The organism is Arthrobacter sp. KBS0702 (genome assembly GCF_005937985.2).
Taxonomy (GTDB): domain Bacteria; phylum Actinomycetota; class Actinomycetes; order Actinomycetales; family Micrococcaceae; genus Arthrobacter.
Window position 1 is genome coordinate 2,359,368 of record NZ_CP042172.1, and the last position, 23,503, is coordinate 2,382,870.

Annotated in this window: 23 protein-coding genes; all 23 read right to left on the reverse strand. The window is 66.2% G+C overall.

The genetic code is table 11. The features are described 5' to 3' along the window. Position 1 precedes the first annotated feature (1 nt). The 23 genes from FFF93_RS10860 to lysA all read right to left on the reverse strand — a co-directional run bounded on the left by FFF93_RS10860 (position 2) and on the right by lysA (position 23,502). Positions 2-433: a DUF2550 domain-containing protein gene (locus FFF93_RS10860; protein WP_138768904.1), complete on the reverse strand. Its 432-nt coding sequence runs from the start codon at positions 431-433 to the stop codon at positions 2-4. A gap of 10 nt (positions 434-443) precedes the next feature. Continuing rightward, a complete protein-coding gene (locus FFF93_RS10865; RefSeq protein ID WP_104172348.1) occupies positions 444-728 on the reverse strand; it encodes a F0F1 ATP synthase subunit epsilon in 285 nt (94 codons plus the stop codon). A 1-nt stretch (position 729) separates the two neighbouring features. Further along, the gene (gene atpD / locus FFF93_RS10870; protein ID WP_138768903.1) at positions 730-2,184 is read right to left on the reverse strand and encodes a F0F1 ATP synthase subunit beta; all 1,455 of its coding nucleotides are present in this window, start codon (positions 2,182-2,184) and stop codon (positions 730-732) included. A gap of 82 nt (positions 2,185-2,266) precedes the next feature. Next, positions 2,267-3,160 carry a F0F1 ATP synthase subunit gamma gene (locus FFF93_RS10875; RefSeq protein ID WP_138768902.1) on the reverse strand — a complete coding sequence of 298 codons (894 nt, stop codon included), beginning with the start codon at positions 3,158-3,160 and terminating at the stop codon, positions 2,267-2,269. A 76-nt stretch (positions 3,161-3,236) separates the two neighbouring features. Further along, positions 3,237-4,874 carry a F0F1 ATP synthase subunit alpha gene (gene atpA, locus FFF93_RS10880; protein WP_138770419.1) on the reverse strand — a complete coding sequence of 546 codons (1,638 nt, stop codon included), beginning with the start codon at positions 4,872-4,874 and terminating at the stop codon, positions 3,237-3,239. 83 nt (positions 4,875-4,957) lie between these two features. Beyond that, positions 4,958-5,785, reverse strand: coding sequence for a F0F1 ATP synthase subunit delta (locus FFF93_RS10885; RefSeq protein ID WP_138768901.1), 828 nt, complete (start codon positions 5,783-5,785; stop codon positions 4,958-4,960). After that, complete coding sequence (locus FFF93_RS10890; protein WP_138768900.1) at positions 5,785-6,336, reverse strand: F0F1 ATP synthase subunit B; 552 nt, start codon at positions 6,334-6,336, stop codon at positions 5,785-5,787. Before FFF93_RS10890 ends, FFF93_RS10885 begins: the two co-directional genes overlap by 1 nt. A 53-nt stretch (positions 6,337-6,389) precedes the next feature. Then, positions 6,390-6,608, reverse strand: a complete 219-nt coding sequence (atpE, locus tag FFF93_RS10895; RefSeq protein WP_003804776.1) for an ATP synthase F0 subunit C — start codon at positions 6,606-6,608, stop codon at positions 6,390-6,392. A gap of 79 nt (positions 6,609-6,687) precedes the next feature. Further along, a complete protein-coding gene (atpB, locus tag FFF93_RS10900) occupies positions 6,688-7,488 on the reverse strand; it encodes a F0F1 ATP synthase subunit A (RefSeq protein ID WP_138768899.1) in 801 nt (266 codons plus the stop codon). 91 nt (positions 7,489-7,579) lie between these two features. Next, a complete protein-coding gene (locus tag FFF93_RS10905; RefSeq protein ID WP_138768898.1) occupies positions 7,580-7,909 on the reverse strand; it encodes a hypothetical protein in 330 nt (109 codons plus the stop codon). Continuing rightward, entirely contained in the window at positions 7,902-8,387 is a 486-nt protein-coding gene (locus FFF93_RS10910; RefSeq protein ID WP_138768897.1) for a hypothetical protein, read from the reverse strand. The genes FFF93_RS10905 and FFF93_RS10910 overlap by 8 nt, the downstream gene beginning before the upstream one ends. A gap of 80 nt (positions 8,388-8,467) precedes the next feature. Continuing rightward, positions 8,468-9,493 carry a glycosyltransferase family 4 protein gene (locus FFF93_RS10915; RefSeq protein WP_138768896.1) on the reverse strand — a complete coding sequence of 342 codons (1,026 nt, stop codon included), beginning with the start codon at positions 9,491-9,493 and terminating at the stop codon, positions 8,468-8,470. Beyond that, positions 9,490-11,358 (reverse strand): nucleoside-diphosphate sugar epimerase/dehydratase, encoded by a 1,869-nt coding sequence (locus FFF93_RS10920; protein ID WP_138768895.1) that lies wholly within the window; start codon positions 11,356-11,358, stop codon positions 9,490-9,492. Before FFF93_RS10920 ends, FFF93_RS10915 begins: the two co-directional genes overlap by 4 nt. A 99-nt stretch (positions 11,359-11,457) precedes the next feature. Next, complete coding sequence (locus tag FFF93_RS10925) at positions 11,458-12,417, reverse strand: glycosyltransferase (protein WP_138768894.1); 960 nt, start codon at positions 12,415-12,417, stop codon at positions 11,458-11,460. A gap of 6 nt (positions 12,418-12,423) precedes the next feature. Continuing rightward, complete coding sequence (locus tag FFF93_RS10930) at positions 12,424-13,335, reverse strand: glycosyltransferase (RefSeq protein ID WP_138768893.1); 912 nt, start codon at positions 13,333-13,335, stop codon at positions 12,424-12,426. 1 nt (position 13,336) lies between these two features. Continuing rightward, on the reverse strand, positions 13,337-14,056 hold the full coding sequence (locus tag FFF93_RS10935) for an L-threonylcarbamoyladenylate synthase (RefSeq protein WP_138768892.1): 720 nt from the start codon (positions 14,054-14,056) through the stop codon (positions 13,337-13,339). Beyond that, positions 14,053-14,952, reverse strand: a complete 900-nt coding sequence (gene prmC, locus FFF93_RS10940) for a peptide chain release factor N(5)-glutamine methyltransferase (protein WP_138768891.1) — start codon at positions 14,950-14,952, stop codon at positions 14,053-14,055. Before prmC ends, FFF93_RS10935 begins: the two co-directional genes overlap by 4 nt. A gap of 34 nt (positions 14,953-14,986) precedes the next feature. Further along, positions 14,987-16,060, reverse strand: coding sequence for a peptide chain release factor 1 (gene prfA / locus FFF93_RS10945; RefSeq protein WP_138768890.1), 1,074 nt, complete (start codon positions 16,058-16,060; stop codon positions 14,987-14,989). Between the two features lie 100 nt (positions 16,061-16,160). Next, positions 16,161-18,290 carry a transcription termination factor Rho gene (rho, locus tag FFF93_RS10950; RefSeq protein ID WP_138768889.1) on the reverse strand — a complete coding sequence of 710 codons (2,130 nt, stop codon included), beginning with the start codon at positions 18,288-18,290 and terminating at the stop codon, positions 16,161-16,163. Between the two features lie 308 nt (positions 18,291-18,598). After that, positions 18,599-19,585 (reverse strand): homoserine kinase, encoded by a 987-nt coding sequence (gene thrB, locus FFF93_RS10955; RefSeq protein WP_138768888.1) that lies wholly within the window; start codon positions 19,583-19,585, stop codon positions 18,599-18,601. Between the two features lie 2 nt (positions 19,586-19,587). Continuing rightward, the gene (gene thrC / locus FFF93_RS10960; RefSeq protein WP_138768887.1) at positions 19,588-20,694 is read right to left on the reverse strand and encodes a threonine synthase; all 1,107 of its coding nucleotides are present in this window, start codon (positions 20,692-20,694) and stop codon (positions 19,588-19,590) included. Next, positions 20,695-22,011 carry a homoserine dehydrogenase gene (locus FFF93_RS10965; protein ID WP_138768886.1) on the reverse strand — a complete coding sequence of 439 codons (1,317 nt, stop codon included), beginning with the start codon at positions 22,009-22,011 and terminating at the stop codon, positions 20,695-20,697. Beyond that, on the reverse strand, positions 22,012-23,502 hold the full coding sequence (gene lysA / locus FFF93_RS10970; protein ID WP_138768885.1) for a diaminopimelate decarboxylase: 1,491 nt from the start codon (positions 23,500-23,502) through the stop codon (positions 22,012-22,014). Position 23,503: the final 1 nt, after the last annotated feature.

The window sequence follows — 23,503 nt, forward strand, 5'->3', positions numbered from 1 at the left end:
GCTAGCGCCAGGTGCCGACGCCGATGACCGGTCCGGCCTCGAGCCAGGAGGAGAGGCCGGTGTAGGCGTCGAACCTCATGGCCAGCAGGACGTCCTGGCCCTCATAGCGCAGTTCGACGATGACGGACTCGGGCTGCACCTTGACGAGTTCGGACTCGGTAGGTTCGCGGCGGCCGACGAGTTCGAGCGAACTGCGGCGGAAGGTGTGCTTCGGGCGCACGCTGAGCGAGGCCAGCCGGAACCACTCAAGGTCGTTGTCCTGATAACGACAAACCCCCATCTGCCAGCTGTTTCCAGCCACGCAGATGGAGGCGTCCACCGTGCCCAGGGCGCGCCGCAGATTGAAGCGGCGCACCCCGGAAAGGCACAGTGCAAAGACCAGCAACGCGAACACGGTTGCCAGGGCGATGAACGGAAAACCAGTAACGTTCATCAAGGTAGGGCTAGCGGATCCCCGCAGTAGCCGCGTCACCCATTTGGGCGTTGTCAGCAACAATGACGACCCTGTTGTTGTCGACGGAGAAGAACCCGCCGTCGACAACTACGGCAATGCGGTCACCGGACACCGGCTCGATCGCCAGTTCACCTTCGGCCAGAATCGCCAGCAGGGGCGAGTGGCCGGGCAGGATTCCGATTTCACCATCGCTGGTGCGGGCCTTGACCATCTTGGCCGCTCCGGACCACACGAAGTGGTCCGCTGCGACAATCTCAACCTCAAGCTCAGCCATATTACTTGGTCTGTTCCTGGATCTTGGCCCACTGGCGCTCGACGTCGTCCAGGCCGCCGACGTTGAAGAACGCCTGCTCTGCGATGTGGTCGAGGTCGCCGTCGCAGATGGCGGTGAAGCCTTCCACGGTGTCCTTGATGGACACGGTGGAGCCTTCGACGCCGGTGAACTGCTTTGCCGTGTAGGTGTTCTGCGACAGGAACTGCTGGATGCGGCGTGCACGCGACACGACGATCTTGTCTTCCTCGGAGAGCTCATCGACACCAAGGATGGCGATGATGTCCTGGAGTTCCTTGTTCTTCTGCAGGATCTGCTTGACGCGGACGGCCGTGTTGTAGTGGTCGTGTCCGATGTACTGCGGATCCAGGATGCGGGAGGTCGACGTCAGCGGGTCAACGGCCGGGTACAGACCACGGGAAGCGATTTCACGGGAAAGTTCCGTGGTCGCGTCGAGGTGTGCGAAGGTCGTGGCCGGAGCCGGGTCGGTGTAGTCATCTGCGGGAACGTAGATGGCCTGCATCGAGGTGATGGAGTGGCCCTTGGTGGACGTGATGCGCTCCTGCAGGAGGCCCATCTCGTCGGCCAGGTTGGGCTGGTAGCCCACGGCCGAAGGCATGCGGCCGAGGAGAGTGGAAACCTCGGAGCCTGCCTGGGTGAAGCGGAAGATGTTGTCGATGAAGAGCAGCACGTCCTGGTTCTGGACATCGCGGAAGTACTCCGCCATGGTCAGTGCGGACAGGGCCACGCGGAGACGCGTTCCCGGCGGCTCATCCATCTGGCCGAAGACAAGCGCGGTGTCCTTGAGGACGCCGGCCTCTTCCATTTCGACCCAGAGGTCATTGCCTTCACGGGTACGCTCGCCAACACCGGCGAACACCGAGGTGCCACCGAAGTTGCGGGCAACACGGGTGATCATTTCCTGGATCAGCACGGTCTTGCCGACGCCGGCGCCGCCGAACAGGCCGATCTTGCCACCCTTGATGTACGGGGTGAGGAGGTCGATTACCTTGATGCCGGTTTCCAGCATTTCGGTGGAGCCCTCGAGGGTCGCGAACGCGGGAGCCTTGCGGTGGATCGGCCAGCGTTCGCTGATCTGCAGCTCGGACTCGGTGACGTCCAGGGGCTGGCCCAGGACGTTGAAGATGTGGCCCTTGACGCCGTCGCCGACGGGGACGGAGATCGGGGCACCGGTGTCAACTACGTTGGTGCCGCGGACCAGGCCGTCGGTCGCCTGCAGCGAGATGGCGCGGATGAGGTTGTCGCCGAGGTGCAGCGCAACTTCGAAGGTGATGGTCTTGGTCTCACCGTTGAGAGTAATCTCCGTGGTGAGTGCGTTGTAAATCGAGGGGATTGCGTCAGCCGGGAATTCGACGTCGACAACCGGGCCAATAACACGTGCAATACGGCCGGTGGCACCGGACGTTGCGGCTACGTGTTCGGTAGCAGTGGCAGTCATCTCTCTCACTTCACTCAGTAGATGGCGTGGGCGGTTAAGTTTGTTCTTTAGTGCAGGTACAGCTGGGTCCGTAGCGGGCCGGCTAGGACGCGTTCAACGCGTCGGCGCCTGCCACGATTTCGGAAAGCTCCTGCGTAATTTCAGCCTGGCGGGCAGTGTTGCGCAGACGCGTGTACTTCTTGATGAGGTCCGTGGCGTTGTCGCCGGCGGACTTCATCGCACGCTGGCGGGCTGCGAGCTCGGAAGCTGCTGCCTGCAACATGGCGGCGAAGATGCGTGACTCGATGTAGCGCGGCAGCAGGGCATCGAGTACCTGCTCCGCTTCCGGCTCGAATTCGTAGAGCGGCAGGAGTTCCGACTCGGAAGCAGCCTGCTCTTCGACGACCTCAAGCGGGAGCAGGCGGATAACCGTCGGCTCCTGGGTCACCATGGACTTGAAGCGGGTGTAGACAACGTGGATCTCGTCGACGCCGCCCTCTTCGTAAGCCGTAGCGAAGTCGGCCAGCAAGGCTTCGCCGACCTCCCGCGCCGTCTCGAACAGCGGTGCGTCGGTGTTGCCGGTCCACACCCGCTCGTAGGGGCGGTTGCGGAACTCGAAGTATGCCTGCGCCTTGCGGCCCATGACGTACGTCTTCACTTCCTTGCCCTCTTCGTGGAGCAGCTCGGTGAGACCTTCCGCCTGCTTGAGCACGGTCGCCGAGTAGGACCCTGCGAGGCCGCGGTCGGAGGTGATGACCAGGACGGCGGCGCGGCGGATCTGCTCCGGCTCGGTAACCAGCGGGTGGTCGATTTCGCTCTGAGTTGCGACAGCAGAAACGGCACGCGTGATCGCGTTTGCGTAAGGCAGTGAAGCCGCTACGCGTGCGCGGGCCTTGCCGATGCGCGAGGTAGCGATCAGTTCCATCGCCTTGAAGATCTTGCGCATCGACGTCGTCGAGCTGATCTTCTGGCGGTAGACCCGAATCTGGGCTCCCATACTTATCCTTTCCTAAGATCCCGGTGGCCGGGACTGCCGGAACCCGCGGGGGTCCCGGCAGTCCCTGCCAGCGAAACTAGCGCTTCTGCTTGACGATTTTTTCCTGGTCGACCTGGTCCTCGTCGATCGGGGCGTACTCCTCGTGCCCCGCACCGACCAGGAGGCTGTCGCCCTCGCCGAAGAAGCCCTTCTTGAAGTCCACGATCGCGGTCTTCAGCGCTTCAGCGGTGTCGTCGTCCATGACGTTGGTCTGGGCCAGCGTCGTCAGGATGGAGGACTTGTGCTTGAGGTGCTCCAGGAATTCGCTCTCGAAGCGGTTGATGTCTTCAACCGGAACGTCGTCGAGGTAGCCGTTGGTGCCGGCCCAGATGGAGACGACCTGGTCCTCGACCGGGAACGGCGAGTACTGGCCCTGCTTGAGCAGTTCCATCAGGCGTGCGCCGCGGGTCAGCTGCTGGCGGGAAGCCGCATCAAGGTCCGACGCGAACATCGCGAAGGCCTGCATGTCGCGGTACTGCGCCAGTTCGAGCTTCAAGGTACCGGAGACCTTCTTCATCGACTTCACCTGCGCGGCGCCACCAACACGGGAGACGGACACGCCGACGTCGACGGCGGGACGCTGGTTGGCGTTGAAGAGGTCCGACTGCAGGAAGATCTGGCCGTCGGTGATGGAGATGACGTTGGTCGGGATGTAGGCGGAAACGTCGTTCGCCTTCGTCTCGATCAGCGGCAGGCCGGTCATCGAACCCGCACCGAGCTCGTCGGAGAGCTTGGCACAACGCTCGAGCAGACGGGAGTGCAAGTAGAAGACGTCGCCCGGGTAGGCTTCGCGTCCCGGCGGGCGGCGCAGCAGCAGCGACACGGCACGGTAGGCCTCGGCCTGCTTGGAGAGGTCATCGAAGACGATGAGGACGTGCTTGCCGCCGTACATCCAGTGCTGGCCGATGGCCGAGCCGGCGTACGGTGCCAGGTACTTGAAGCCCGCGGGGTCGGAGGCGGGGGAAGCCACGATGGTCGTGTATTCCAGCGCGCCGTTGTCCTCGAGGGTCTGGCGCACTGCGGCGATCGTCGATGCCTTCTGGCCGATGGCCACGTAGATGCAGCGCACCTGCTTCTTCACGTCGCCGGAAGCCCAGTTGGCCTTCTGGTTGATGATCGTGTCGATGGCGATGGCGGACTTGCCGGTCTGGCGGTCACCAATGATCAGCTGACGCTGGCCGCGGCCGATCGGGATCATGGCGTCGATAGCCTTGAGCCCGGTCTGCATCGGCTCGTGGACCGACTTGCGCTGGGTCACGCCGGGCGCCTGGAGTTCCAGTGCACGGGTGGTCTCGGCCTTGATCTCGCCGAGGTCGTCGATGGGCTGGCCCAGCGGGTCAACCACGCGGCCGAGGAAGGCGTCGCCGACCGGGACGGACAGAACCTGTCCGGTGCGGTGGACTTCCTGGCCCTCTTCGATGCCGGTGAAGTCACCGAGCACGATCACGCCGATCTCGCGGACGTCAAGGTTCTGGGCCAGGCCCAGCGTGCCGTCTTCGAAACGAAGCAACTCGTTCGCCATGACCGAGGGAAGGCCCTCAACACGGGCGATGCCGTCACCTGCGGTTGTTACGCGGCCAACCTCTACGCGCTCTGCGTTTCCGGGTTCGTAGGACGCCGCGAACTCGTTCAACGCATTACGGACGTCGTCGGCGTTGATGGTCAATTCGGCCATCTGCAGTCCCTGCTCTCCTGTTTTCGTGATCATCGTTGCTCACGATGACCGGGGTTTCTTGTCGGTAAGTTGTGCTTGTCCGGCTAACCAGCAAGCTGGCGGTGGAGCTGGCCCAGGCGGGCGAGGACCGAAGCGTCAACCACTTCGTCGCCAATCTGGATCCGGATGCCACCGATCAGTGCCGGGTCAACGTTCATGTTGATCTTGAGCTCGCGGCCGTACAGGGCATTGAGCCCTGCCTGCAGACGACTGGTCTGGGCCTCCGTCAGCGGACGGGTGACGCTGACCGTGGCGATCCAGCGCTGCTGGCGCTTGGCGGCAAGCTCGGCAAAACGGCTGACGAGCTTGGTGGCCTTGAGCCCGCGGGGCTGCGACACTGCCTGTCCGATAAGGACTTTCGCTTCCTCGCTTGCACTGGGCACGAGCTTCTCGGCGAGGGCAACCTTGGCTGCCTGGCTCGCCTGCGGCTCGGACAGGGCACGCTGCACCTCGTGGCTGGCATCGACGGCGTGGTTGAAGGCGAACAGATCGTTCTCCAGCGCTTCCAGTCCGGTGATGCCCGAGGCAGAGACTGCCGACTTGTTTTCAGCAACGGCAATTACCACCGAAGCGGCAAGAGTCTCGAGTGCATCGCCGATGTCACGAGCCGACGCCCAGCGTGAGCCGGCCAGCCCGCTCGCGATCTCCACAGCGTCGGCGGAGACTTTTCCGCTGAAAAGCTGCTTGACCAGCGCCGACTTTTCGTCACCGCTGCGGGACGGGTCAGTCAGGGCACGGCGCAAGCCAGCCGAGCTGTCCACCGTTCCCAGGATTCCGAAGAGTTCCTTAGCCAACTGCAGCGACGCGTTGGGAAGCTTGGCCTCCAACGCGACGAGTGCCGCGGTCAGCGATTCGCTCGATACACCTGCCATTACTTAGCTGCACCTGCGTTCTGGTTCTCCAGATCTGCCAGGAAGCGGTCAACCACACGGGCCGAACGTGCATCATCGGTGAGGGCTTCGCCTACGATGCGGCCAGCCAGCGTGGTCGCCAGCGTGCCGACCTCGGCGCGGAGCGACACGACGGCCGCCTGGCGCTCGGATTCGATCTGCGCGTGTGCCTGGGCGGTGATGCGGGCAGACTCAGCAGCTGCCTTCTCCTTCAGATCCGCCAGGATCTGGGCGCCTTCGGCACGGGCTTCCTCGCGGATGCGGTTGGCCTCGGTGCGGGCGTCGGTGAGCTGCTGCTTGTACTCTTCGAGCGCTGCAGAAGCCTCTGCCTGGGCCTTCTCGGCCTTGGCAATGCCGCCCTCAATGGCCTCGGCACGCTCTGCGAAGTTCTTCTCGAACATCGGGACAACGTACTTCGTCACGATGAACAAGAGGACGGCAAAGCCTACAAAGACGACAAACATTTCCCAGATGTTGGGAACGAGGGGGTTGGGTGCACCCTCGGTGGCGGCTGAGATGATCAGCTGCTTCATATTTCACCCGTCCTTATCTACTCGGTTCTGGATGTTCGCTGGGTTCTGAAGGTTTACTTGAGAACGAATGCGAAGACCAGGCCGAGGATGGCGAGGGCTTCAGTCAGCGCAAGGCCGAGGAATGCGATCGGCTGCAGCACGCGCTGAGCTTCCGGCTGACGTGCTACGCCGTTGATGTAAGCAGCGAACACGAGACCCACACCGATACCACCGCCGATGGCGGAGAGGCCGTAGCCGATGAGGTTGAGGGAGCCGTTGATGGAGCCTTCCATTTTTCTTCCTTTCAAGATGCCACCCGTGTGGCAGGTTGTTTGGGTTGCTTCATCCCCCTGGGGGGAAGTTTGTGGTGCCTTAGTGGCTGTCGGCGTGCAGTGCGCCTTCGATGTAGATCGCGGTCAGCAGCGTGAAGACGTACGCCTGCAGCGCCATGATCAGCGCCTCCAGCATGTACATCGCCAGCGAGCCGGCCAGGACCAGCACCGAGGCGCCCTTCAGCAGGACATTCTCCTGCATGACCAGGAACTCGATGCCGGAGCCGGCAATCATCACGATCAGGTGACCGGCCAGCATGGTGGCGAACAGACGGAGGCTGTGCGTCACGGGCCGGACCAGGAAGTTGGAGATGATCTCGATCGGGATGACGATCGGGAGAATGTAGATCGGCACGCCGCTCGGCACGGTGGCCAGCTTGAAGTACTTCAGGCCGTTCTTCTTGATGCCGATCGCGATCCAGGTGACGTACACGATCGCGGCGAGCACGTAGGCGCCGCCGACGTGCGAGAAGCTCGGGAGCTGGATGACGGGGATCGCGCCGTAGATGTTGTTCACCAGGATGAAGAAGAACAGGCTGAACAGCAGCGGAACGTACTTCATGAAGTCTTTGCCGCCGATGATGTCCTTGGCGATACCGTTGCGGACGAAGCCGTAGGCGGCCTCGCCTGCGAACTGCAGCTTGCCGGGGACGAGCTGCTGCTTACGCGCAGCCAGCACAAAGAATGTGGCGATAATGACGACCGAGAGGATCACCAGCAGCATCTGCTTGGAGAATCCTTCGGCCGCACCCCAGGGCAGGATAGCCGGCAGGTGCAATTGTTCAATTCCAGGAGGAGTGAACTCTCCTGAATCTTGGGCCGGGAGCGCAAGCGCGATCAACGCGTTTCCTCTCTGCAGTGTCCATCATTGGGCGTTGGGCGGGGAGCGGCGACATTCCTGTCAGCCATTCCCCCTCTGAAATTTTTTGGCATTACTGTTCCGCGTCCTTGGACGGGCCACCTGCAGCGCCGTCTCCACCAGCCGAATTTCGGTGACTGGTGAGGCCGTGCATATGAGAAAGATAGAACCCTCCCGCAGCTCCAAGCAGGGCGCCTGCGAGCACAATCCAGCGGGTTCCCCACAGATTATCCAGACCCCACCCTATCAAACTCCAGACGATGATTCCGCCAACAATGTAGCTGAAGACGGCGATCCCGGCGTTGTATCCGCCGTCGTTGCCGTCCTGCGACACGCCGGGTGCACCGCCCGTGGTGCGGGGCGTTTTGCGGGTGTTCTTCTCGCGGTCTTCGCGGCTAGTCATGCGGGCCGCCTTCCGTCGGTTCGGGGTCGTTGTAGATTTGCAGCCGGGCCTTGCCGAAGCCAATGATCTCGGCCGCCTGCCAGGCGACAACGCTGACGACGGCGCCGATCAGGAACCAGCGTTCGTGCAGCCAGCCCGGGGCGCCGAGGACGAAGAGCACAACGGCGAAGCCGACGACCTTGACGAAGTAAGTGGCGACAAACATGCCGATCGCTCCGGACGGGTTGTTGCGTCCAACGAAGTGGCCGATCGCCAGGCTGATCGCGAAGAACGCCATCACCAGTGCGCCGCCGAAGAGGCTCGACAGGGACCCAAAGCCGCCGTTGAAGACGAAAGCGAGGGCCGCGGTCACCAGGAGCGCTCCCCCGGCGGCCGCCGAACTGATGGCAAGCAGCCTCAACCACAGCGATTTTGTGGGGCCGGAAGCGCCAACGGGTCCGCTGCCGGACGTGCGTCCGGACTCGGCGTTGGAGCTCATGGGATCCCAATCGTCGGTGGTGGCAAGGGCAGGGGCGCGGCGACAAGCCGCCCCTGAATTCTACACGAGATAGAACACGGCTAGGCCACGGGGATGCGGGTGACCTTGGAACGGCGGCGGAACCTGCGGATCAGATCCGGGGACGCGAGATACAGCCCGAGTATCAGGAGGCTGCCGGCTACACAGAGGGCGACGGCGGGCAGCGGTGCCGTGGCGGCGACGAATCCGAGGACAATCACCGCGGCGGTGCACGCCGTGACCGTCGCGGCTGACTGCAGATGCGTAAACCCGACGTCGGTGAGCCGCTGGTAAACGTGCTCGCGATGGGACGCGTACCAGCGCTCCCCCGCCTTGATCCGGCGCAGCAGGGTGTAGCCGGTGTCAGCGGCGTAGACGAGGATCGGCGAGAGAACGTATTCGACGTAGACGCCGGAGAGGAACCCTGCCACGGCTAGTGCGGCGATTGAGGCGCCCAGCAGGTAGCTGCCGACGTCGCCCAGGAAGACCGACCCGCGGCCGAGGTTCCAGGGCAGGAAGCCGAGGAAGGACATCGCCAGCACCGCACCGCCGGCGGTAAGCCAGGGCTGTTCGGACAGCAGGCCGGCCACCGCGTAGGCGCCGCCGGCGGTGACCCCGTGCAGGCCGGAGATCCCGTTGATGCCGTCCATGAAGTTGGCAATGTTGACGTAGGCCGCAATCGCTAGGGCGGCCAGCGGAAGCCACCAGAACGACTGCCCGGTCAGCACGATCAGCGCCGCCGAGCCGGCGGCGCCGATGCCGAGCTGCGCGGCGGCGCGGCCCCGGATGGACAGGCCCCGCAAGTCTTCGATCCAGCCCACCGCCGAACACGCGGCGATGATCGCCAGCACCACGGCGAACAGCGACCGGTCCACCGTGACGACGCCCAGGAAGACCGCCGCCAGGTAGCCGGCGCCGCTGGCCAGTGCGGTGGCCACGCCCATCCCCCGGATCGTCGCCTTGCGGTGGGAGGAGCGGGCGGAGGGAATGTCCACCACGCCCATCCGCACCAGCCACGGCTTCACCGCAAGGGGAAGCAGCAGGCTGGCGAGCAGCGTGATGCCGGCCGCCACGGCCAGCGGCATCATGACGCCACCCGGATCTCTCCCGCTTCGTCGGCCTCCTCGTCGGGGATGTCCGCGATACTGGCGCCTTGTTCTGCTTCGCAGCGGGCCAGCCAGACATTGAGGTCCAGCTTGTCCGGGTCCTGCTGGGAGGCCTTGGTGTGGGAAATCTTCGGGTGCAGGGGCCGCTGGTCCAGTTCGCCGGTGCCGACCAGTTCCTCGTGCAGCTTCTCCCCCGGCCGCAGCCCGGTGTAGATAATGTCGACCTTCTTGCCGGACATGGCGATCATGCGCTGCGCCACGTCCAGGATCCGTACCGGCTCGCCCATGTCCAGGATCATCACGTCGCCGCCTGTGCCGATCGCGCCGGCCTGGATCACCAGCTGGCAGGCCTCCGGAATCGTCATGAAGAAGCGGGTGACGTCGGGATCGGTGACCGTGACGGGGCCGCCCACGCGGATCTGCTCGGTGAAGAGCGGGAGCATCGAGCCGCGGCTGCCCATCACGTTGCCGAAGCGGACGGAGACAAACTTGGCGCCGGTCTGGCCGGCCATCCAGGCGGTCAGCTTTTCCGCGACGCGCTTGGAGTGGCCGAGTGCCGTGGTGGGGTTGGCCGCCTTGTCAGTGGAGATGTTCACGAAATGCGAGACGCCGGCACGCTGGGCGGCGCGCAGCACGTTCAGGGTCCCGCAGACGTTGGTCTTCCAGGCTTCGACCGGGTACTGCTGGAGCAGGGGCGCGTGCTTGAGGGCGGCCGCATGGAACACCACTTCGGGGCGCCGGTCCTCGAAGATGTCTTCCAGCGCCTCGCCGTCGCGGATGTTGGCCAGTACGGTATCGCGGCCGGCCAGCAGGCCCCGGCCGGTAATGGAGATCTGGGTCTGCTGCAGCCCGGTCTCGTCGTGGTCGAGCATGATCAGTTCCGCCGGGGAGAACTGCACGATCTGGCGGCAGAGTTCCGAGCCGATCGAGCCGCCGGCGCCGGTCACGAGCACGCGTTTGTCCTTGATGTAGCCCGCGATTTCGTCGACCTTGATGTCGACGGGCCGCCGGCCGATCAGGTCCTCGACCGCCACGTCGCGGAAATCGGAGAAACCGTCGGGAGCCCCGCCGCCCAGCATGTCGCGCAGCGGAGGCAGTACCAGCACGCGGATGTTCAGGCCGTCGACGGCGTCCGAGATGCGGCGGACCACCGGGGCCTCGACGTTGGCGAAGGCCAGGACCAGCACCCTCGCGCGGGTCCGGCGGATGATCGCCGGGAGGTCGTCTCCCCGGCCGAGGACCTGGACTCCGGAGAGGCGGAGGTGCTTCTTGGCCGGGTCGTCATCGATCAGGCCGACCGGGAAGTACGGGGACTCCGGATCCTGCAGCATCCGGGTCAGGAGTGAGTTGCCGAGGAATCCCGCGCCGTAGATCAGGGTGTTCTGCGCCTCGTCGCCGGGCCGCGTCTTTCCCTCCACGTAGAGCCGTTTGGCATAGCGGGCCGCGCCCATAAAGAGGCAGGCGAAGGGGAAGGCGATCAGGCCCACGCTGCGTCCGATGTTGATGGCCTCGTACAGCACCAGCAGGCTCGCGGTGATCGATGCGGCCACAATCACGGTGACGAAAACCAGTGCCCGGGCCTCCTGGAAGCTGCCGAACGGATACCGGCCCCGGTACAGGGCCAACGCATAGCCGGCCAGGATCTGCGCGACCACGGCGATGGCTGCGATGACGAAGGCGCCGGCGAACTGCTCTACGCGGATACCCATCTCGTAGCGCAGCAGCAGGGCGAGGACGATCGCCACAATCCACGACATCGAGTCGAGGAACAGCTGGATCCAGATCCAGAGGGCGGGCTTCTCGTCCCGTTGTGCGGCTGATTCGCGCGCTTCAGATTTCGTAGTCAACAGAGATTGCAACCGACTTCCACTACCACGGCGGCCATGCGCCTGTTTCAGAAAATACCCCGTCGCAACTGTCGGACGGCGTCGGGGCCTAGAACGATACTAATCTCTTTCGCGGCCGCCGCCCGGGTCCGCGGGCAGCGGCGGCATAGGTTTCCAGCCGCTGTCGGCGAGGATGGCGCGGGATTCCCGCCATCCACGCCAGAGCGCGCCGGTCCCCTTCAGCGTCCGTTCGACGAGGACCAGGCGGACGATTTCCTTCAGGAATGTCAGCGCCGTCCCGGCCCCGAAGCCGAGCCGGTTGAACTTGCCGTGGGCCCTGAGGTAGTGCGCGACGTGGCCGCGGTTCCGCATGACGTAGCGGCGACTCAGGTCGGAGGAATCGTTGAGGTGCCGCAGGCCGAGGTCCACCTGGCGCTGGGCGCGGACCTTCTTGATCACGAACGCGTTGACGTAGACCACCGGGGTCTGCTGCGCGGCGAGCCAGCCGTAGATCAGGTCGTCCCAGGTGATGAAGAAGCGTGGGTCCGGGAGCCCGATGCTCCGGGCCAGAGACGCCTTGATCAGCATGCCTTCGAAGTTTCCCACATTGGTGCGGAAAACCTCGGAATGCTTGAACACATCGCGGGAGACCGGGAGGAAGATCCCCAGCGCCTCGACAAAATGGTGCTGCCAGAAGAAAGGTTTTCCGTCGGCATCGTAGCGGCGGCCGATCAGGCAGGAGTAGTCCGGCGTGAACTTCTCCAGTGCCTCCACAGCGCCGGGAAGCACCTCGACGTCGTCGTCCATCAGCCACAGCCACTCCGCGCCGCGAGAAAGCGCAAGCTCCACACCCCTGGCGAACCCGCCGGCGCCACCGACGTTTTCGCTCAAACGCGCGTACTCAATCGGCAGCCCGCCGGCCAGCGCCGCGGAGACGACGTCGGCCGTGTGGTCGCTGCTCGCATTGTCCACCACGATGATCCGCGCCGGGCGGGTGCCGAGGCGGGCGAAGGAATCGAGCAGGTTGCGAAGGTAGTCGGCACGGTTGTAGGTGACGACGACGACGTACAGGTTCTCCACGGCGGCCTAGCTGTTGGTGGACATCAGTTGTGCGGGAGAGCCGAAGCCCTTGCCGCGGAAACCGGTGGAGTAGGCGCGGAACCAGTGCGCGAGGCCTTTGAGGTCGCCGGTTTTCAGGAAGTAGTACGGGAAGCCGATGACGTCCGCACCGAACCAGCGCAGGTTGCGGTACTTGCGGGTAAGGTAGCCCCGGTTGCGGAAGTAGCAGTAGCGCTTGAACTCGCCCTCCGGAATGACGGGGGTGATGAAGCCGCCAAAGACCGGCTTCATTTCCGTCCAGGTGGCGGGGTGCTGCACTGCCACGGTGGCGAGCGTGCCGTACTTCAGGCCGGCCTTTTTCACCCGGGAGAGGAAGTCGACTTCGTCGCCCCGGATGAAGAACTTCACATCCGGAATGCCGATCTTGTAGAAGACCTCGGTCCGGATCAGCGCGCCGTTGAAGAAGTGGACCATGTCCGGCAGGTAGCCCATCGGCGCCAGCCGCGAGCGGTCGTTGGTCAGCAGCCCGTTGATCCGGAAGTTGAAGGAGAGCCGGTTGGGGTCGGCCGTGGCGGCGACCAGCGGGCTCACAATGTCGAGCTGGTGCTCCTCGGCGGTCTTGAGCAGCTCGGCGAGGCAGCTGGCGTCCTCGGGGTGGCCGTCGTCGTCCATCATCCAGATCCACTCGGCGCCGCTGGCCATGGCGGCCAGGATCGCATAGGCAAAGCCGCCGGCGCCGCCGAGGTTCGCTTCAGAGCGCAGGTAGTTGATGTTGTCCGCTCCCTGCGACTCGACAACGTCGGTGGCCGGCGCTGTGCCGGAGTCGACGAGCGCGATCGAGTGGATCGGGGCGGTCTGTTCGGCCAGGCCCTTCAGGAGCAAGGCAAGTTCCTCGTGGCGGTCAAAGGTTACGGCCGCGACGGCGACTTTGGGCTGCATGTCAGTTCCTTTGGGAATCGTCGGGGGCCGAGTCGGCGCTGTCGTCCTCGGCCGGAGCCTCTTCGCCGGCGCCGAGCACGCCCGGCACCACTTCGCGCAGGCGCTCCAGGCTGATGGCGCCCTGGCGGACCACGCGCAGCGGCAGGGAGGTCGCGTCGATGATGGTGGAGGGCTCGGCGCCGTCCCCCTCGACCGGCCGGTGGCCGCCTTCAAGGTAGACCTCCACCGACTCCGCCAGCTGCGCTTCGGCTTCGGCGGCGCTCTGCGCGGCGGACTGGCCGGTGCGGTTGGCGGATGAAACCGCCAGCGGTCCGGTGAGCGTGAGCAGGTCCTGGGCGATGTCGTCGGCCGGGAGCCGGAGGGCGACGGTGCCCTTGGTCTCGCCGAGGTCCCAGTCCAGCGAGGGCTGGGCGTGCAGGATCAGCGTCAGCCCCCCGGGCCAGAACGCCTCGGCAAGGCGCCGGGCCTCGGCCGGGACATCGGTGGCGAGGCCGTCGAGGGCGTTCAGCCGCGGGATGAGCACCGGCGGCGGCATCGACCGGCCGCGACCCTTGGCGGCGAGCAGCAACGTCACGGCCTGCGGTGAGAAGGCATCCGCGGCGATTCCGTACACGGTGTCGGTGGGGAGCACCACGCATTTGTGTGCCCTGATGGCCCGTTGGGCGTGTTCGAGTCCTGCGGCGCGCTGGTCCGCGTCGGCGCAATCGTAGCTGGTCGTCACTGGGACATCCTTTCATCACTGCGGGTGGGAGCCGGTCTGCGCACGGCGCTGGTGGCGCGTTCGCGGCCGTTGAGATCCAGATGTGTCGTAACCCCGGACCAGAGGCCGGAACGCTCCAGCATCGCGGCAATCCAGCTTGCCTGGACCTCGGCGTGTTCCATCACAAAGTAGCCGCCGGGGACCAGTAGCCGCGCCGCGGACGCCGCTGCCGCCGCTGGGAGCTCCATTCCGTCCGCTCCCCCGCCGTACAGCGCCTCGGGCGGGTCGTGCAGCGCCACTTCGGGCTCGTTGGGGACCGCTTCGGCGGGGATGTACGGCGGGTTGGAGACGACGACGTCGAACGTTCCGTTGTGTTCCGGCAGTGCGTCCCGGAGGTCGCCGCGCACCAGCCGGACGCCCAGCGGCAGCAGGTTCTTCGCTGCCCAGGCGTGCGCGAACTCGCTGAATTCCACGGCGTGGACCTCGGCGCCGGGAACCTCGTGCGCGATCGAGCCGGCGATCGCCCCCGAGCCGGTGCCCAGGTCCACCACTTTGGGGTGCGTCGACGGTGCCGCGTCCCTGAGCCAGTCGATCACGAGCTGGACCACGGACTCGGTTTCCGGCCGCGGGATAAACACGCCGGGGCCCACCGCGAGCTCGAGGTAGCGGAAGTGCGCCACGCCGGTGATGTGCTGCAGCGGGATCCGTCGCGCGCGCTCGGCCACCAGCTCGGCATAGCCGGCGGGCGCCGGCGTGTCGCCGAGCACCATGGCCCGGACCCGGCCCGGACCGACGCCGAGCAGGTGGCAGGCGAGCAGTTCGGCGTCGACCTTTGGGCTGGGCACGCCGGCGGCGGCGAGTACGGCCGTGGCCTCGCGGACGGCGTCCGCGAGGCGCGGCGCAGGATCAGGAATCATCAGGCTCAGGTGTCATCGGCGCGCCGGGTCCGGGCTAGTCGCCGATGGCGTCGAGGCGGGCCTGTTCGTCCATCTCGATGGCGGACTGGATGACCGGTTCGAGGTCGCCGTTCATGACCTGGTCCAGGTTGTACGCCTTGTAGCCGGTGCGGTGGTCGGCGATTCGGTTTTCCGGGTAGTTGTAGGTGCGGATGCGCTCGGAGCGGTCCATGGTGCGGATCTGCGACTTACGCTGGGCCGAGTTCTCGGCGTCGATCTGCTCCTGCTGGTGGGCCAGGATGCGGGCACGCAGCACGCGCATGCCGGCCTCGCGGTTCTGCAGCTGGGACTTCTCGTTCTGCATCGCCACCACGATCCCGGTGGGAAGGTGGGTGATGCGCACGGCCGAGTCGGTGGTGTTCACGGACTGGCCGCCGGGGCCTGAGGAGCGGTAGACGTCGATCTTGAGGTCGTTCTGGTTGATCTCGAGTTCCTCGGGCTCGTCCACTTCGGGCAGCACCAGCACGCCGGCCGCGGAGGTGTGGATGCGGCCCTGCGACTCGGTTACGGGAACGCGCTGGACCCGGTGCACGCCGCCTTCGAACTTGAGCCGCGCGTAGACGCCTTCGGCCGGGTCGTTGGAGTTGCCCTTGACGGCCATCTGGACGTCCTTGTAGCCGCCGAGATCCGATTCGGTAGCGGAGATGAGTTCGGTCTTCCAGCCGCGGGATTCCGCGTACCGGGTGTACATCCGCAGCAGGTCCGCGGCGAACAGGGCAGCCTCGTCGCCGCCTTCGCCGCCCTTGACCTCAAGGATCACGTTGCGGGCGTCGTCCGGGTCGCGCGGGATCAGCAGCCGGCGCAGCTTGGCCGCCGCCGTGTCCAGGGCCGCCTCAAGCTCGGGCACCTCGGCGGCGAATTCCGGATCCTCGTCCGCCATTTCCTTGGCCGCCGCCAGGTCGTCGCGGATGCCTTCCCAGCGGTGGTAGGCCTCCACAATGCCGTTCAACTGCGCCGATCGCCGCCCCAGCTTCCGGGCCAGCTTCTGGTCAGCATAGACAGCAGGATCCCCAAGCTGCGCCTGAATGGAGTCGTGTTCATCCAACAGGCCCTGTACGGACTCAAACATTTCAAAACCTCTTTCGACTTGGTACCAAGTCTAATGACGCACGCAGCGGCGGGTGACCTGGCGGCCGGCAAAATATGCGACGGCCCCACCCCCTGCTCAGCTACTTGTCGTTATCGGACTTCGCACCAAGCGTCGTCTTCTGCACCTGCATGAGGAACTCGACGTTGCTCTGGGTCTCCCGGATCTTGTTGGTCAGCAGCTCAAGGCTCTGCTGCGTTTCGAGTCCGGAGAGGACGCGGCGCAGCTTCCACATGATCTTGACTTCCTCGGGGGAAAGCAGGTTCTCTTCGCGGCGGGTACCGGACGCGTTGACGTCCACGGCCGGGAAGATGCGCTTGTCAGCCAGCTGGCGGGACAGGCGCAGTTCCATGTTGCCGGTGCCCTTGAACTCTTCGAAGATGACCTCGTCCATCTTGGAACCGGTCTCGACGAGCGCGGTGGCCAGGATGGTCAGCGAGCCACCGTTTTCGATGTTGCGGGCTGCACCGAAGAAGCGCTTCGGCGGGTACAGCGCGGCGGAGTCCACACCACCGGACAGGATGCGGCCGGAGGCCGGTGCTGCCAGGTTGTAGGCGCGGCCCAGACGGGTCATCGAGTCCAGCAGCACCACAACGTCCATGCCCATTTCCACGAGGCGCTTGGCACGTTCGATGGAGAGTTCGGCCACGGTGGTGTGGTCGTCGGCGGGACGGTCGAAGGTGGAGGCGATGACCTCACCCTTGACGGTGCGCTGCATGTCCGTGACTTCTTCGGGGCGTTCGTCAACGAGCACCATCATGAGGTGGACCTCAGGATTGTTGGTGGTGATGGCGTTGGCGATGGACTGCAGGATGAGCGTCTTGCCGGCCTTCGGCGGGGAGACGATCAGGCCGCGCTGGCCCTTGCCGATCGGGGCCACGAGGTCAATGACGCGGGGGCCGATCTTCTTGGGGTCCGTCTCGAGGCGCAGGCGCTCGGAGGGGTACAGCGGGACGAGCTTCGCGAATTCGACGCGGTCCTTGAGTTCCTCGGGGGTCTTGCCGTTGACCGAGGTGACGCGGACCAGGGCGTTGAACTTCTGGCGTGCCGACTGCTGCTGGTTGCTCTGCTGGCTTTCGCCCTCACGGGGTGCGCGGATGGCGCCGACGACGGCGTCGCCCTTGCGCAGGTTGTACTTCTTGACCTGGGCGAGGGACACGTAGACATCGTTCGGGCCCGGCAGGTAGCCGGAGGTGCGGATGAACGCGTAGTTCTCCAGCACGTCCAGGATGCCGGCGACGGGCAGCAGGACGTCATCCTCGGTGACCTCGACGTCGTCGACGTCGGGTCCCTGGGAGCGGCCGCGGCGGCGTTCGTTGCGGTCGCGGAAGCGGTCGTTGCGCGAGCTGTTGTCGCGGTTGTCCTGGCCACCGGAGCGGTCATTTCGGTCGTTCCGGTCACGGCGGTTGCGACGGTTGCGGCGGCTGCCGCCGTCGTTGTCGTCGCTATCGCGGGCGTTGTCGCGGCCGTTATCGCGGTTGTTGTCGCGGTTGCCCGGGGCGTTGTCGCGGCTGGTGTCCCGACCGCGGGTGTTCTCGCGGCGCTGGCCGTCGTCGCTGCCCTGCTCGGACTGGCGCTGTTCGGACTGGCGCTGCTCGGTGCGCTGTTCAGCCTGGCGCTGTTCGACGGCTGCCTGCTCGGCCGGGGCTTCGCCTGCTGCAACGGCGGGTGCTTCGGTCTGGGCGGCCTCGCCGCGGCGGCGGTTGCGGGTCCGCGGCTGGCGGGTGCGGTCGCTTCCCTCGGAGCCCTGTTCGGCCGGTGCCTGCGCCGGCGCAACGGCGGACGGCGCCTCCACCGGAGTTGCGGCGGGTGCCTCTGCGGCGGGGGTGGTGACGACGCCGTCGCTGCCGGCGCGGCGGCTGCGGCCCCGGGTCCGGGCCCGCGGGTTTTCCTGGGCCGGAGCCTCGGACGCGGCGGTTGCCGGTGCGGCGGCCGGAGCCGCAGCGTGGGCAACACTGCCGTTGTCGCTCGCCTTTTCGGCGGCACGGGCGGGTGCCTTGCTGACCGGAGTGCCGGCCCGGTGGGCGGAAATGGCGGTCACCAGATCGCCCTTACGCATCCGGGAGCCCCCGGAGATCCCCAGCTGGCTGGCCAGGGCCTGGAGCTGGGCGAGCTTGAGGCCTGCGAGGCCGCTGCTCTTGGCGGGTGCTGCCGTTGCGGCAGCAGAAGATGATGTTTCCACAGCTGAAGACAGCTCAGTGGTTTCGGTCACGAAGGATCCTTCCCCCTCGACGGCGTCCAGGCTAGGAGCTGGACGCGGTGATTTGATCTGGGCTGCAGTTCAGATCTGCAGCCGGGATTTCGGCCTTGCCGGTTGGATTTCGGCCGGCAGGGCCGGATACTGCTACACCAGGTCACGCTCCGGAATTGAGGAACGGCCGGCTGACACTTCAGGGGTACAGAGGAGTTCTGCAGCTTCCTGCGTCAGACCGAAAGCAGGTGGCACCGGAAAATATTGCGCAGTGAAAGATGAGAGAGGCAACTTGGCCAACATCGCGGTCTTAGAAAAAGCTTGCGTGATTACCGCCGGTGCACTTCCACTTTAGCACCTTCAGTGTCCACAGCCAGTTTCATCACACGCCAGGCAACCTCCGGCGTGTTGGCGGCGGTGAACGTGCCGATGAAGTCGACGACGTCGGCCGCTTCCTGTTCTCCGGCGGCCAGGACCAGCACAGTGGGTCCCGCGCCGGAGACGACGGCGGCGTGGCCGGCGCTGCGCAGCGCGGCAATCAGCTCGGCGCTGGGCCGCATGGCCTGTGCCCGGTAGCTCTGGTGCAGGTAGTCCTCGGTGCCGGGAAGCAGGAATTCGGGCTTCTGCGTCAGCGCATGGATCAGCAGGGCCGCGCGTCCCGAGTTCATGGCCGCCGCGTGGTGCCCCACGGAAGCAGGCAGCAGGGCCCGGGCAGCCTCGGTGGAGAGTTCGAAGTCAGGAACGGCGACCACCGGAATGATCGCAGGGTCAACCGTCGCGCAGGTGCTGCTGTACTGGTCACTGTCCTGCCAGGACATTGCCAGTCCGCCGAAAATGGCCGGAGCCACGTTGTCCGGATGCCCCTCCAGCTTTGACGTGAACTGCAGGATCCAGTCCTTCCCGCGCTGCGACGCCGCAGGGACCAGTGCATTCGCGGCGGTGGCGGCGGCCACCACGGCGGCGGCGGAGGATCCGAGTCCGCGGCCGTGGGGATTGACGTTGTCCGCCGTGATCCGCAGCCCCTCGTGGCGGTAGCCCAGCAGGTGCAGCGCCTCGGTAAGGGCCCTGGCCACCAGGTGGCTCGCATCGCGGGGCAGCGTGTCAGCGCCCTCGCCGCTCAGGTCGAATTCCAGTTCGCCGCTCTCCAGGGTCTCCACCGTCAGCGTGTCGTGCAGGGAAAGCGCAAGCCCCAGGCTGTCGTAGCCGGGGCCCAGGTTGGCGCTGGTGGCCGGAACCCGGACGGTGACCACTTGCCCCGCCGGAACCGCCGGCGTGTCGGCGGGTGATTCGGCGGGAACGGTGAGGGTGGTTTCCACGGCTATTTTTCTTCCAGTCCCAGTTCAGCGGCCACCGTGACGACGTCGTTGGCAACCTTGACCGGCTGCACGTCACTGCCGTCCTCGGTGCGGAGGGCCCACTGCGGGTCCTTCAGGCCGTGGCCGGTGACCGTGATGACGATGGTCTTGCCGGAAGGGACCTCGCCGGCCGCGTGCTTCTTGATCAGCCCGGCGACGCCGGCGGCGGAGCCGGGTTCCACGAACACACCTTCGCGGGCGGAGAGCCAGCGGTGCGCGGCGAGAATTTCCTCGTCGGTGACGGCCTCGATCACGCCGCCGGATTCATCGCGGGCGGCGACGGCGGTATCCCAGGACGCGGGGTTGCCGATCCGGATGGCGGTGGCGATGGTGTCCGGCTCCGTGATCGGGTGGCCGGCAACGAACGGCGCGGCGCCGGCGGCCTGGAAGCCCCACATCACCGGCGTCTTCGTGGCGACGGCGGCCAGGGTCCCGGCGGTGGCGGATTCGTAGGGCGCCGCGTACTCCTTGTAGCCCTTCCAGTACGCGCTGATGTTGCCGGCGTTGCCAACCGGGAGGACATGGATGTCCGGGGCGTCGCCGAGGGCGTCAACCACCTCGAACGCGCCGGTCTTCTGGCCCTCGATCCGGGCCGGGTTGACCGAGTTGACCAGGAACACCGGGTAGGACTCCCCCAGCTTGCGGGCGATGTCGAGGCAGTCGTCGAAGTTGCCGTCCACCTGGAGGAGGGTTGCCCCGTGCGCGATCGCCTGGCTGAGCTTGCCCATCGAGATCTTGCCCTCAGGTACCAGCACGGCGCACTGCAGCCCGGCCGAGGTGGCGTACGCCGCAGCGGAGGCGGAGGTGTTGCCGGTGGAGGCGCACACCACGGCCTTGGCACCGGCGTCGACGGCGGCCGTCATGGCCATGGTCATCCCGCGGTCCTTGAAGGATCCGGTCGGGTTCATGCCCTCGACCTTGAGGTAGACCGTGCAGCCGGTGAGCTCGGAGAGCTTCTGTGCGTGCACGAGCGGGGTGCCGCCCTCGCCGAGGGTGATGACCTTGGTGGCCTCGGTGACCGGCAGGCGTTCAGCGTATTCGCGGATGACCCCGCGCCATTGGTGAGCCACTTAGACCCCTTCTACCCGCAGTACGGATGTGACGGTATTGATGACGTCCAGGCCCTTCACGGCCTGGACGGTTGCTGCCAGTGCGGCTTCGCTCGCACGGTGCGTGACGATCCGCAGCTCCGCCGACTCCGACTGGGTGTCGGAGCTGCGGTGGATGGTCTGCCGCATGATTTCGATGGAGACGCCGTGCTCGGCGAAGAGCTGCGCGATCCGGGCAAGGACACCGGGCTGGTCCGCGACATCGAGGCCGATGTAGTAGCTCGTGACCGCCGAGCTGATCGGCGCCGCGGGGACCTGGCCCGTTGTGGTCTCGGCGCGGCCGGGGCCGTCCAGGACGAGGCTGCGGGCGGCTGAGACGAGGTCGCCCATCACGGCCGACGCCGTCGGTTTCCCGCCGGCGCCCTGGCCGTAGAACATCAGCTCGCCGGCGTTTTCCGCCTCGATAAAGACGGCATTGAACGCGCCGTGCACCGCGGCCAGCGGGTGCTCGCGCGGCAGCAGCGTCGGGTGCACGCGGACGGAGACCCCTTCCGCGCTCCCGGGACCGGTCAGCTTCTCCGCGATCGCCAGCAGCTTGATGACAAAGCCGGCCTCCTTTGCCGCGGCGATGTCCGCCGCCGTGACGGAGCTGATCCCCTCGCAGTAGACGTCCTCGAGGGCGAAGCGGGTGTGGAAGGACAGCGAGGCGAGGATCGCGGCCTTGGAGGCGGCGTCGTGGCCTTCGACGTCGGCGGTCGGGTCGGCCTCCGCGTAGCCGAGCCGCTGGGCCTCGGCGAGGGCGTCGGCGAACTGCGCGCCGGTGGTGTCCATCTGGTCCAGGATGAAGTTGGTGGTCCCGTTGACGATGCCCAGCACGCGGGTGATCCGGTCGCCGGAGAGGCTGTCCCGGATGGGCCGCAGGATGGGGATCGCGCCGGCGACTGCAGCCTCGTAGGACAGTTGCACGCCCGCTTTATCGGCTTCCTCGTGGAGGATCGGGCCGTCCTTGGCAACCAGGGCCTTGTTGCCGGTGACGACGCAGGCGCCGTTGCGCATGGCGGCCAGGATCAGGGTTCGGGCCGGTTCGATCCCGCCTATCAATTCGATCACCAGGTCCGCGTCCTTGACCAGAGCCTCGGCGTCCGTGGTGAACAGCTCGCGGGGAAGGTCGACCTCGCGGGGGGCGTCGACGTTGCGCACGGCGATGCCGGCCAGCTCCAGGCGGGCGCCGGCGCGCGCGGCCAGCATCTCGGCGTCGTCAATGAGAATCCGCGCAACCTGGGCCCCAACGTTGCCACAGCCCAGCAGGGCCACTTTCAGGGTTCGCAATTCCGTCATTCAGACTCCCATGTCGCGGTTCAGCAGATCTTGTTCGGTTTCGCCGCGGACAATGAGCCGGACTGATCCATCGCGTACCGCGACAACGCCCGGCCGGGCCAGATAGTTGTAGTTGCTTGAGAGGGCCCAGCAGTAGGCGCCGGTCCCCGGTACAGCGAGCAGATCACCGGCTGCCACGTCCTCGGGCAGATATACATCTCTAACAACTATGTCGCCGCTCTCGCAATGTTTGCCCACCACTCGGGACAGCTGCGGAGCCGCGGCTGACGCGCGGGAGGCAAGAATCGCGGAATAATCCGCGTCGTACAGCACCGGGCGGGCGTTGTCGCTCATGCCACCGTCCACCGACACATACCGGCGGGGGTACGTAACGTTTTCAGCTGGGTTTTCCGTCTCTCCGCCGGTTTTTCCGCTCGGGGCGTCCACCCGCACGGTCTTCACGGTGCCGACCTCGTAGAGCGTGAAGGTGCTGGTGCCCACGATCGCGCGGCCAGGTTCGATCGAGATCCGCGGCGCGGTGATGCCCAGTTCGGCCACCTTGGCCCGCACGACGGCGGCCATCGCCTGGGCGATCTCCGCCGGCGGGCGCGGGGTGTCCACCGGGGTGTAGGCGATGCCGTAGCCGCCGCCCAGGTCCAGCTCGGGCAGCACGATGGAGTATTTGGCCTGCATCGCGGCCAGGAAGTCGAGCAACTTCTCGGCGGCGAGGGCGAAGCCGTCCGGTTCGAAGATCTGGGAGCCGATGTGGCAGTGCAGGCCCAGCAGTTCGATGCTGTCGTGCCCGGCGGCGGCGGCCACGGCCTCCTCGGCGGCGGACAACCCGGCCTGCTCGGTCGAGTCGCCGGCCATCGAGAGGCCGAACTTCTGGTCCTCATGCGCGGTGGCGATGAATTCGTGTGTGTGCGCGTGCACCCCGGGGGTCAGCCGCAGCATGACCTTCGCCGTTTCGCCGCGGTTCGCCGCAATGGCGGCCACCCGCTCCAGCTCCGCGAGGCTGTCCACCACGATCCGGCCCAGCCCCATGTCCAGGGCGCGGTGGATCTCGCCGTCGGACTTGTTGTTGCCGTGCAGCGCGACAGCGGCGCCGGGAATGCCGGCGCGGGCGGCGACGGCCAGCTCCCCGCCGGAGGCCGTGTCGAGCCGGAGCCCTTCCTCCTCGACCCAGCGCACGACGGCGGTGCACAGGAACGACTTGCCGGCGTAGTAGACGTCCACTCCCCCGCAGATGTCCGCGAACGCCTCGTTGAAGGCATCCTGGAACGCCCGGGCGCGGGCACGGAAGTCGGTCTCGCTCATGACGAACAGCGGAGTGCCGAACTGCCGCTGCAGTTCGCTGACCGGGATGCCGTCGATGGCGAGTTCGCCGCCGTCATTGCGTTCCACACCGGCCGCCCACATCGGCGGGTGCAGGGCGTTGAGGTCCTCCGGGACGGCCAGCCAGTCCGGGGCGAGCGGTGAGGCTGCAGAGGAGTTGTTGGGGTTCTCGGTCATG